This window comes from Streptomyces sp. TRM64462, from assembly GCF_013362995.1.
In the GTDB taxonomy this organism is placed as follows: Bacteria; Actinomycetota; Actinomycetes; order Streptomycetales; family Streptomycetaceae; genus Streptomyces.
In genome coordinates, this window is sequence record NZ_JABWDV010000438.1 from 50,614 (window position 1) to 61,392 (window position 10,779).

General features: G+C 71.9%; 8 protein-coding genes and 2 tRNA genes. 6 read left to right on the forward strand and 4 right to left on the reverse strand.

Annotated features, from left to right (window positions below; translation table 11 throughout):
* Positions 1–25: 25 nt before the first annotated feature.
* Positions 26–628: a PPA1309 family protein gene (locus HTZ82_RS28300; protein ID WP_375540868.1), complete on the reverse strand. Its 603-nt coding sequence runs from the start codon at positions 626–628 to the stop codon at positions 26–28.
* Positions 629–769: 141 nt separating this feature from the next.
* Between HTZ82_RS28300 and HTZ82_RS28305 the strand changes: the two genes are divergently transcribed.
* From HTZ82_RS28305 to HTZ82_RS28320, 4 genes are all read left to right on the forward strand, one after another.
* The gene (locus tag HTZ82_RS28305) at positions 770–3,667 is read left to right on the forward strand and encodes a UPF0182 family protein (RefSeq protein ID WP_175412226.1); all 2,898 of its coding nucleotides are present in this window, start codon (positions 770–772) and stop codon (positions 3,665–3,667) included.
* 41 nt (positions 3,668–3,708) lie between these two features.
* Positions 3,709–3,782: transfer RNA gene (locus HTZ82_RS28310), tRNA-Met, on the forward strand.
* Positions 3,783–4,009: 227 nt separating this feature from the next.
* A complete protein-coding gene (locus tag HTZ82_RS28315) occupies positions 4,010–6,517 on the forward strand; it encodes a sel1 repeat family protein (RefSeq protein ID WP_375540869.1) in 2,508 nt (835 codons plus the stop codon).
* A gap of 66 nt (positions 6,518–6,583) precedes the next feature.
* A tRNA-Met gene (locus HTZ82_RS28320) sits at positions 6,584–6,657 on the forward strand.
* Positions 6,658–6,832: 175 nt separating this feature from the next.
* Here HTZ82_RS28320 and HTZ82_RS28325 read toward each other — a convergent pair.
* Positions 6,833–7,249: a Fur family transcriptional regulator gene (locus tag HTZ82_RS28325; protein ID WP_175412228.1), complete on the reverse strand. Its 417-nt coding sequence runs from the start codon at positions 7,247–7,249 to the stop codon at positions 6,833–6,835.
* Between the two features lie 117 nt (positions 7,250–7,366).
* Between HTZ82_RS28325 and HTZ82_RS28330 the strand changes: the two genes are divergently transcribed.
* Entirely contained in the window at positions 7,367–8,839 is a 1,473-nt protein-coding gene (locus tag HTZ82_RS28330; RefSeq protein WP_175412229.1) for a catalase, read from the forward strand.
* A gap of 75 nt (positions 8,840–8,914) precedes the next feature.
* Here HTZ82_RS28330 and HTZ82_RS28335 read toward each other — a convergent pair whose 3' ends face one another.
* The gene (locus tag HTZ82_RS28335) at positions 8,915–9,337 is read right to left on the reverse strand and encodes a cyclic nucleotide-binding/CBS domain-containing protein (protein ID WP_175412230.1); all 423 of its coding nucleotides are present in this window, start codon (positions 9,335–9,337) and stop codon (positions 8,915–8,917) included.
* A gap of 188 nt (positions 9,338–9,525) precedes the next feature.
* Positions 9,526–10,326: a histidinol-phosphatase gene (gene hisN, locus HTZ82_RS28340; RefSeq protein ID WP_175412231.1), complete on the reverse strand. Its 801-nt coding sequence runs from the start codon at positions 10,324–10,326 to the stop codon at positions 9,526–9,528.
* Between the two features lie 101 nt (positions 10,327–10,427).
* Here hisN and HTZ82_RS28345 point away from each other — a divergent pair.
* Positions 10,428–10,779 (forward strand): TetR/AcrR family transcriptional regulator (locus HTZ82_RS28345; RefSeq protein ID WP_175412232.1); only part of this gene is annotated, 352 nt, incomplete at its 3' end.

Here is a 10,779-nt window from a genome sequence, read left to right on the forward strand (position 1 = left end):
ACCCGCCTCCACCGCGCCCCGGCCGTCAGCCCTCGAAGGTGGCGGCCAGCGCCTCGGCCAGGTTGGGCACCAGGTCGGCGCCGGTGAGGACCTCCGTCGGGGAGTCCTTGGCGCGCAGCCGGAGCGCCGATTCACGGGCACCGTCCCGCAGCACGGCGACGGTCATCCGGACCTCCTGGCGCTCCGGGTGCTCGGCGACCCACTTCGTCAGGGCGGCCTCGTCCAGGCCGTCGGGTACGGAGCCCTCGGCCGACGGCGGCAGCATGAGGCGCTCCACGGTCAGCGCGCAGCCCGCAACGGCGTCGGGCCAGGCGATCGTGCCGAGGAACTCGTCGAGGGGCTGCCCGGCCGGCAGCTCGTCCTGCTCGATCGGGGTCAGGGGCGCGGTGGCCTCGTCGGAGTCGAGCCCGAGCTGGGTGGCCAGCTCCGGCTCCTGGGCGCGCAGCCGCGCGGTGTCGACGAGGGCGAAGAGACGGGCCGGCTGGTCCCAGCCGAGGCCCGCCGCGTACTCGTCGATTTCGAGGACCGCGCGGGTGAGCGGGCTCGCTGCCATGGGACCGGCCGCGGGAGGCGGCTGATCGTTCGGAGAGTCCGGAGAGTTCGGAGAGGAGGGGGAAACGTTGGACATGGTCAATATCCTGCCTTCTCTCGACCCGGAGACGGGAACTAGGTAAAGCTTCAGTAAGTTGCATCAGTGGGGCCTACCATCGCTGGGCCTGCTGGCAACACATCGATCGCGAACTTCGAGGGGCGCACGTTGGCTTTCCAGATGCCGGACCGCGGCGGAGGCCCGACCGGGCCACGGATCAGAGTCGGCCGGCCGTCGCGGCGGGCCCGCACGCTACTCATGACGCTGGGAGTGCTGGCCGTCCTGGCCATGCTCTTCGTCATGTTCTCCGGGTTCTGGACGGACTGGCTCTGGTACCGGTCCGTTCAGTACTCGTCCGTCTTCACCACCACCCTGTGGACCAAGATCGGCATGTTCGCCGTCTTCGGTCTGCTGATGGCCCTGGCCGTCGGGCTGAACATCTGGCTCGCACACCGGCTGCGGCCCCCGCTGAGCGCCATGTCGCTCGAGCAGCAGAGCCTCGACCGCTACCGCATGGGTGTGGCCCCGTACAAGAAGTGGGTGCTCCTCGGCGTCGCCGCGCTCGTCGGCCTGATCGCCGGCGCCTCGGCGTCCGGCCAGTGGCGCACGTGGCTGATGTGGGTGAACGGCGTCTCCTTCGGTGAGAAGGACCCGCAGTTCAAGATGGACGTGGCGTTCTACGCCTTCGACCTGCCCTGGTACCGGTTCCTGCTCGGCTTCGGGTTCGCGGCGACCGTGCTGTCGCTGATCGCCGCCGCCCTCACGCACTACCTGTACGGCGGGCTGCGCATCACCAGCCCCGGCGCCCGTGCCACCGCGGCCGCCACGGGGCACCTGTCGGTGCTGCTCGGTGTCTTCGTGTCGCTCAAGGCCGTCGCGTACTGGCTCGACCGGTACGGCCTGGCGGTGAAGTCCAGCGACTTCAAGGCGGCGGGCAACTGGACGGGCCTGCGGTTCGTGGACGCCAACGCCTATCTGCCGGCGAAGACGATCCTGTTCTTCATCGCGGTCATCTGCGCCCTGCTGTTCTTCGCGACGCTGTGGCGCCGCACCTGGCAGCTCCCGGTCATCGGCTTCGGCCTGATGGTCCTGTCGGCCATCCTGATCGGCGGCCTCTACCCGGCCATCGTGCAGAAGTTCCAGGTCCAGCCGAACGAGCAGGCCAAGGAAGCGCCGTACATCAAGAAGAACATCGAGGCGACGCGCAAGGCGTACGACATCGCGGACACCAAGCCCGAGAACTACTCGGGCAAGGCCACGGTCTCGGCCAAGGACCAGCTCCGCAAGGACGCCGACACCGCCGCGAGCTACCGCCTGCTCGACCCGAACATCGTCTCGCCGACGTTCCAGCAGCTGGAGCAGAAGCGTAAGTACTACCAGTTCCCCGTGACGCTCGACGTCGACCGGTACGCGGGCAAGGACACCGTCATCGGTCTGCGTGAGCTCAACATCAAGGGCATCCCGAAGCGGAACTGGATCAACGACCACTTCACCTACACCCACGGCTACGGCGCGATCATGGGCGCGGGTACGGCCGTGGACGGCGCGGGTTCGCCGATCTTCACGGAGAACGGCCTGCCGACCAGCGGCCAGGCCGGGAAGTACGAGCAGCGGATCTACTACGGCGAGAAGACCGAGCAGTACTCGATCGTCGGCGGCCCGCACCAGGAGCTCGACTACGAGGCCAACGGCGAGAAGAAGACCCGCTTCCAGGGGAACAGCGGCGTCAGCCTCGGCAACCCCTTCAACCGGGCCGCCTACGCCGTCGCCTTCAGCGAGCCGCAGATCCTGTACTCGGGAGCCATCGGCGAGGGCTCGCGGATCCTGTACAACCGCACGCCCAAGGAGCGCGTCGAGGCGGTCGCCCCGTGGCTGACCATCGACGGCGACGCCTACCCGGCGGTCGTGGACGGCCGGATAAAGTGGATCGTCGACGCGTACACGACGACGAACGGCTACCCGTACGCGTCGCGGACGACGCTCGGGGACACCACCGCCGACTCGCTGACCGCGGGGAACCAGACGCGGACCGTCGTGGCCCAGCAGAACCAGGTCAACTACATCCGCAACTCGGTCAAGGCCACCGTCGACGCGTACGACGGCTCGGTGAAGCTCTACCAGTGGGACACCGAGGACCCCGTCCTCAAGACGTGGATGAAGGCGTTCCCCGACACGGTCGAGCCCAAGGACGCCATCTCGGACGAGCTCAAGGCGCACCTGCGCTACCCGCAGGACATGTTCAAGGTCCAGCGCGAGCTGCTGACCCGCTACCACGTCGAGAACGCCGCCCAGTTCTACAGCGGCAGTGACGCGTGGCAGGTCCCGGCCGACCCGACCAACAAGGACGGCAACGCGGTCCCGCCGTACTACCTGAGCATGAAGATGCCTGGTGACACGGCGCAGCGGTTCTCGCTGACGACGACGTTCACGCCCAACGGCCGCCCGAACCTGGGCGGGTTCATGGCCGTCGACGCCGACGCCACCAGCAAGGACTACGGCAAGATAAGGCTGCTGAGGGTCACATCCGAGGTGCCGGGCCCCGCCCAGGTGCAGAGCAAGCTCAACAGCTTGCCGGCGGTCGCCACGTTCGTCCGTGACATGAAGGGCGCCGACTCGGAGATCCAGTACGGCAATCTGCTGACCGTGCCGCTCGACGGCGGGTTCCTGTACGTCGAGCCGGTCTACGCCCAGGGCCGCAGCGCGCTGTACCCGCTGCTGAAGAAGGTGGCGGTGTCGTACGTCGACGCCAGCGCGAAGGAAGGCGACGCGGCCAGGGACGTCACGGTGTTCGAGAACACCCTCGGTGAGGCGCTCAACCAGGTGTTCGGCGTGGACGGGGAGACCCCGACGACGCCACCGCCGGCCAAGCCCGACCCGACGAAGCCGCCGGCCACCGGTGACGCGGCGCTGAACCAGGCCATCGCGGACGCCCAGAAGGCGTTCACCGAGGGCGAGGCGGCGCTGAAGAAGGGCGACTGGACGGCGTACGGCAAGGCGCAGGCCGACCTCGCCGAGGCGCTGCAGCGGGCCGCGGCCGCGGACGCCCAGCGCAGGGAGGCGGCCCAGCCGAGCGGCTGATCGAGCCCGCCCCGCGTCGTGATAGTGTGAACACACAACGGCGCGGGGTGGAGCAGCTCGGTAGCTCGCTGGGCTCATAACCCAGAGGTCGCAGGTTCAAATCCTGTCCCCGCTACTGAAGACCAGGGCCCGGATCCTTCAAGGATCCGGGCCCTGGTCATGCGTGCGGTCAGAAGCGGTCAGGTGTGCGGACCGGCCAAAGGCCGTGTCGGCGGGGGCACTTGGACGGTGACGTGTTTGACTTATCTCTCTGTGGGCATGTCGACAAAACGCTGAAGTGACCTCACAGGCTGCGGTATACCAAGGTGTACGCGGGTTGCAGGTGGTGCGACGATGGAATGTATGGGGGACAGGGCAACGCTGTTGGAGACAGGGCGGTTTGAGCGACAGCACGCCGAAGGTGCCGCGGAGGCGATCGACCACGCCGACGACGCGACCGACGGCACGGGGGGATGGAACGCCGCCGCGATGGACTCCGCGGAGGCCTTCGCCGACACCGTCGAGACCGAGGCACGGCACCGGCGCGCCGCCGAGGAGGGCGACACCGCGTCGATGAGCGTGCTGGGCGCCATGCTGCTGCGCCGCGGCGACCTCGACGGCGCCGAGCCCCATCTGCGTGCGGCCACCGCCGACGGTGACCGTGCCGCCGCCAACAACCTGGGCGTCCTCCTGCACCAGCGCGGCTACCCCGACGAGGCGGCCGGCTGGTGGCGGGTCGCCGCCGTCGCCGGCTCGGCGGCGGCCGCGCACGCGCTGGGCCGCCACCACCGGGAGCGCGGCGACGAACCGGCCGCCGAATACTGGCTGCGCCAGTCCGCCGAGCAGGGCCACGCCCTCGGCGCGTACGCACTCGCCGACCTCATGGAGCACCGCGGCGACGCCGGCGCCGAGCGGTGGCTGCGCGTCGCCGCCGAACAGGGCCACCGCGAGGCCGCGTACCGCCTCGCCCGCGCCCTCGAACGCCAGGCGGCGGAATCGGAGAGGCTCCACGACTGCCTCTCGGCCGAACTCCCGGGCCGGCGCCTCGACGCGCCCCCCGCCGGGCACGCCACGGGCCGTACGCCCGCCGGCGGACCCTCCGGCAGCCTGCCCTCCGGCGGCCGGGCGGAGGGCCACGGCCCCCGGAGGCCGGAGGACCGGGCCACGGCCCTGCCGGCCGAGAGCAGCGCCGCCGAGGACCTGGACGCGCACTGGTGGACCGAGGACCGGGCGTCGCATGACCCGGAGCGCCGGGACATGGGCCCCGCCCCCGGGGACCGGGCGCGGGCCGGTGCCGCAGGAAGCCCCGACCGGACCACGGGCCCCGGGGCGCAAGGGCGCGCTGGGCGCCTGGGCGCCGACGGCCGGGACGCCGACGCTGTCGCCGGGCTCGGTGGGGGCCACGGCTCGGGCGCCGGGCGCGCTGCCTGGGCCGGGGCCGAGGGGCGCGCTGGGCGCCCGGACGGCGGCGGCCGGGGCTTTGACGATGTCGCGGAGCCCGGTCGCGCCCAGGGCCTGGGTGCCGGGCGGGCCGCCGGGGGCGGGGCTGAGGGGCGCAGCAGTAGAGGCCAGAGCCAGAGCCAGACCCATGGCCGGGCCCAGGGCCGGGGCCACGGCACTGGCCCCGGTGCCGGGATCGGTGGGGTCGCCGGTGTGCGGGAGCTTCGGGACAGTGCTGAGCAGTGGTATCGGCAGGCCGCCGCGCGTGGGCATCGGCGGGCCGCCCTGCACCTCGGGGCGATCCTCGAGAAGCGCGGTGAGCTGAAGGAGGCCGGGCGCTGGTACCTGACCTCCGCCAAGGACGGGGAGCCCCGTGCCGCCTGCGCGCTCGGGTTCCTGCTGCGGGACGCCGGTGACGAGGACAGCGCGGCCGTCTGGTGGCTGCGCGCCGCGCAGGACGGCGACGGCAACGCCGCCAACGCCCTCGGCGCCCTGCACGCGGCACGCGGCGAGTACCAGACCGCCGAGCGCTGGTACCGCGCCGCCACCGACGCCGGCGACGTGAACGGCGCGTACAACCTGGGCCTCCTGTTCGCCGCCCAGGCCCGTACCGCCCAGGCCGAGCAGTGGTACCGCCGCGCCGCCTACGCCGGGCACCGCGAGGCCGCCAACGCCCTGGCGATCCTGCTGCTCCAGGCCGGCGACCCGCACGGCGCCGAGCCCTGGTTCTCCAAGGCCGCCGAGGCCGGCAGCGTCGACGCCGCGTTCAACCTCGGCATCCTGTACGCGGGCCGCGACGACGACCGCACCGCCCTGCGCTGGTACGAGCGGGCCGCCGCCGCGGGCCACACCGAGGCCGCCCTCCAGGTCGGCATCGCCAGGCTCCGCGACGGCGACGAGCAGGAGGCCGAGCGGCATCTGCGCGTCGCCGCGGGCAGCGGCAGCGCCGAGGCCGCGTTCCGGCTCGCCACCGTCCTCGACGCACGCCAGCCCCCGCCAGGGCCGCCCGCCCTCGGCCGGCCGCAGGCCCCCAAGACCGAGTGCGAGGAGTGGTACGAGCGGGCCGCCGAGCAGGGGCACCGCCGCGCCCAGGTGCGGGTCGGCATGCTGGCCGCGTCGCGCGGCGACGTCACCGAGGCCGCGCGCTGGTACCGCGAGGCCGCCGAGGCGGGCAGCCGCAACGGCGCCTTCAACCTCGGACTGCTCCTCGCCCGCGACGGCAACGAACGCGAGGCCGCCCTCTGGTGGACCCGCGCCGCCCGGGCCGGCCACGGCCGTGCCGCGCTGCGCCTCGCGCTGCTCGCCGCCCGCAGGGGCGAGCTGGCCGAGGGCCGCCGCTGGTGCACCCGCGCCGTGGAGCTCGGCCCGGCCGAGGTCGCCGAGCGCGCGGCGCGGCTCAGCGAGGCCCTGCACCAGGAGCTCACGGCGTGACCCCGCACGGCGGCGCGATACGGATTTGCGCTGGTCCACGGCGTGCCGTAAGGTTGTGTTCACCGACGCGGGGTGGAGCAGCTCGGTAGCTCGCTGGGCTCATAACCCAGAGGTCGCAGGTTCAAATCCTGTCCCCGCTACTGAACGGCCGAAGGCCCGGATCCCAAGGGATCCGGGCCTTCGGCGTTTCCCGTACCACCGGGACCTCCGCACCGACCACCGGGACCTCCGCACCGCCCACGGGGCCTCCGCACCGCCCACGACAGACCGAACCCCCGGTGCGCCGAGCGGCACCGGGGGCTCACGTGCGGTGGATCAGGCGCTCGCGCAGTTCGGGCAGACGCCGCGGTACGTGACCTCCACGTCCGAGATCGTGAAGCCGAAGCGCTCCGTGTCCGGCAGGTCCGCCAGCGGGTCGCCCTTCGGGTGCACGTCACGGATCGCGCCGCAGCGCGCGCACACCAGGTGCTGGTGCGGGCGGTGGGCGTTCGGGTCGTACCGCTTGGCGCGGCGGTCCGTCGACACCTCGAGGATCTCGCCGAGGCTCACCAGCTCGCCCAGCGTGTTGTACACGGTCGCGCGGGAGATCTCCGGCAGTCGCTCGGCCGCGCGGGCGTGGACCTCGTCGGCGGTCAGATGCACGTGATCCCCGTCGAGGACCTCGGCCACGACACGCCGCTGTGCGGTCATCCGCCAGCCCCGGCCGCGCAGGCGTTCCAACAGGTCACTCATGCGGCCAGCCTAACAGGGAGGGGCTCAGTCCCGAACAGGTGTGTCTTTGGAAGTGGGCTTGACTTAGACAAAGTCCATTGTAGGATCAGTTACGGCTTTGGCCACGGGACAGGATTGTTGCAGCAGGAGGCGCACGTGACGCAGGGACCGCTCACCACGGAGGCCGGCGCGCCGGTCGCCGACAACCAGAACAGCGAGACCGCGGGCCCGGGCGGGCCGGTCCTCGTGCAGGACCAGCTCCTGCTGGAGAAGCTCGCCCACTTCAACCGGGAGCGCATCCCGGAGCGAGTCGTCCACGCGCGGGGCGCCGGCGCGTACGGCACGTTCACGGTGACCGCCGACGTCACGCCGTACACGCGCGCGAAGTTCCTCTCGGAGATCGGCAAGCGGACCGAGACCTTCCTGCGCTTCTCCACCGTGGCGGGCAGCCTCGGCGCGGCGGACGCGGTGCGCGACCCGCGCGGCTGGGCGCTGAAGTTCTACACCGAAGAGGGCAACTACGATCTCGTCGGCAACAACACCCCGGTCTTCTTCATCCGCGACGCCATCAAGTTCCCCGACTTCATCCACACCCAGAAGCGCGACCCGTACACCGGCTCGCAGGAGGCGGACAACGTCTGGGACTTCTGGGGCCTCAGCCCGGAGAGCACCCACCAGGTGACCTGGCTGTTCGGCGACCGCGGCATCCCCGCGAGCTACCGCCACATGAACGGCTACGGCTCGCACACCTACCAGTGGAACAACGAGGCCGGCGAGGTCTTCTGGGTCAAGTACCACTTCAAGACCGACCAGGGCATCAAGAACCTCACTCAGGACGAGGCCGACAGGCTCGCCGGCGAGGACCCGGACTCGCACCAGCGCGACCTGCGCGAGGCCATCGAGCGCGGCGACTTCCCGACCTGGACCGTGCAGGTGCAGATCATGCCGGCGGCGGACGCGGCGACGTACCGCTTCAACCCGTTCGACCTCACCAAGGTGTGGCCGCACGAGGACTACCCGCCCGTCGAGATCGGCAAGCTGGAGCTCAACCGCAACCCGGAGAACATCTTCGCCGAGGTCGAGCAGTCGGTCTTCAGCCCCGCCCACTTCGTGCCGGGCATCGGTCCGTCGCCCGACAAGATGCTCCAGGGCCGCCTCTTCGCGTACGGCGACGCCCACCGCTACCGCGTCGGCATCAACGCCGACCATCTGCCGGTGAACCGCCCGCACGCCACCGAGGCGCGCACCAACAGCCGCGACGGCTTCCTGTACGACGGCCGCCACAAGGGCGCCAAGAACTACGAGCCGAACAGCTTCGGCGGCCCGCACCAGATCGACCGGCCGCTGTGGCAGCCGTTCGACGGCTTCACGGCCGGCACCGGCAACCACCCGACGCCCGTGCACGCCGAGGACGACGACTTCGTCCAGGCGGGCAACCTCTACCGGCTGATGTCGGAGGACGAGAAGGGCCGTCTGATCGAGAACCTGGCGGGCTTCATCGCCAAGGTGTCGCGCGACGACATCGCCGAGCGCGCGATCGACAACTTCCGTCAGGCCGACGGAGACTTCGGCAAGCGGCTGGAGGCCGCGGTCCAGGCCCTGCGTGGCTGAAAGCACTGGATCGCTTGTCGTAGGTGGAGGGCCGGCTCCTTTCGCGGGGGCCGGCCCTTCGGCATGCGCCCGTACTCAACCGGCCGCCGAGGCGGACGAGGCGGCCGCGACCGCCGCGCGGCGGCGGGCCGGGGCCCAGCAGCGCAGGATGTCGCGTACGGAGACGACCCCGACCGGGCCGTGTCCGTCGAGGACGATCAGATGCCGGAAGCCGCCGTGGGTCATGGCCTCCGCGGCCTCCTCCAGCGTCCAGCCCGGCGCCGCGAACACGACGTCGGTGGTGGTGTGCGCGCCGGCGGTCTCCAGGTCCGGGTTCTGCCCGGCGCCGACGGAGTTGAGGATGTCGCGCTCGGTGAGGATCCCGAGATGGTTGCTGTCGTGGTCGAGGACGACGGCCGCGCCGACGCGGCGCGCCGACATGAGGGTGGCGGCCTGGCGGAGTGTGTGGGCGGGACCGATGGTCAGGACCAGCGTGCTCATGGCGTCACGGACGAGCATGAAAGAGAGCCACCTCCTTGGTGAATCCTTCAACGAGAAGGGATTCACAAGCGCACAAGCGGGGGGACTCTCAGAGTGACAGGGCTCACAGGACCCGACAAGGGGGCGCGCGCCTCAGCGGCGGGGGCGTACGTCCGGCACCTCGGCGGCGGGGGCGTACGTCCGGTACCCCACCGGCGGGGCGTACGTCAGGGCTTCGCCGACAGGTACGCCAGCAGCTCCTCGTGCAGCAGCCCGTTCGAGGCGGCCGCGTTGCCGCTGTGCGGGCCCGGGCGGCCGTCGAGGCCGGTGAAGGTGCCGCCCGCCTCCTGCACCACGATCGCGGTCGCCGCCATGTCCCACAGCGACAGCTCCGGCTCCGCGCAGATGTCCACGGCCCCCTCCGCGACCATCATGTACGGCCAGAAGTCGCCGTACGCGCGCGTACGCCAGCAGGCCCGCGTCAGGTCCAGGAACCCGTCCAGGCGGCCCCGCTCCTCCCAGCCGCTCAGCGACGAGTACGCGAACGACGCGTCCGCCAGCTTCGCCACCTTCGACACCTGGATGCGCGACGCCGACGTGAGGCTGCGGCCCGTGTACGCGCCGAGGCCCTTCGCCGCCCACCAGCGGCGGCCGAGCGCCGGCGCCGACACGACGCCGACGACCGGCTCGTAACCGCCCTCGCCCGCCTCCATCAGCGCGATCAGCGTCGCCCACACGGGGACGCCCCGCACGTAGTTCTTGGTGCCGTCGATCGGGTCGATCACCCAGCGGCGCGGGCCGGTGCCCTCGACGCCGTACTCCTCGCCGAGTACCGCGTCCCGCGGGCGCGCCCGCGCGAGGTGGCCGCGGATCAGTTCCTCGGCGTGCCGGTCGGCCTCGCTCACCGGGGTCATGTCCGGCTTCGTCTCGACCTTGAGGTCGAGGGCCTTGAACCGGTCCATGGTGGCGGCGTCGGCGGCGTCCGCGAGGACGTGGGCGAGACGCAGGTCGTCGTGGTAGTCGGCCATGGGCCCGACTCTATCCCGAGCCCCGTCAGGGCTCTTGACAGTGTGCGGGGCCGCCCTGACGCTGACCGGGCCGGACACGCGCCTGCCCCGGGAGGCCGCCGATGCCCACCGTACGGGAAGCCCTGCTCGACGCCGCGTACGAGGCCGTCCTGGAGCGGCCGTGGGCGACGGTGCGGATGGTGGACGTGGCGGCCGCCGCGCGCGTGTCGCGGCAGACGCTCTACAACGAGTTCGGCAGCAAGGACGGCCTGGCCCGCGCCCTGCTGCGGCGCGAGGCCCAGGCGTGCGTGGACGGCATCGACGAGATCGCGGTACGGGCGGCGCGGGCGGGCGCCGAAGCGGAAGGGTTCGTGCTGCTCGCGGACTGGCTCGTCGCCCGGGCCGCCGCCCGCCCCCTGCTGCGCGCCCTGCTCACCGGGTGCCAGGACCCCCGGCTCCCGGCGCCACGCCACG

Excerpts from the sequence above, each read along its gene's own strand:
- HTZ82_RS28305 (WP_175412226.1), top strand. The coding sequence starts at position 770 with ATGCCGGACCGCGGCGGAGGCCCGACCGGGCCACGGATCAGAGTCGGC.
- HTZ82_RS28315 (WP_375540869.1), top strand. The coding sequence starts at position 4,010 with ATGGGGGACAGGGCAACGCTGTTGGAGACAGGGCGGTTTGAGCGACAG.
- hisN (WP_175412231.1), bottom strand. The coding sequence starts at position 10,326 with ATGGCCGACTACCACGACGACCTGCGTCTCGCCCACGTCCTCGCGGAC.
- HTZ82_RS28335 (WP_175412230.1), bottom strand. The coding sequence starts at position 9,337 with ATGCTCGTCCGTGACGCCATGAGCACGCTGGTCCTGACCATCGGTCCC.
- HTZ82_RS28300 (WP_375540868.1), bottom strand. The coding sequence starts at position 628 with ATGTCCAACGTTTCCCCCTCCTCTCCGAACTCTCCGGACTCTCCGAAC.
- HTZ82_RS28325 (WP_175412228.1), bottom strand. The coding sequence starts at position 7,249 with ATGAGTGACCTGTTGGAACGCCTGCGCGGCCGGGGCTGGCGGATGACC.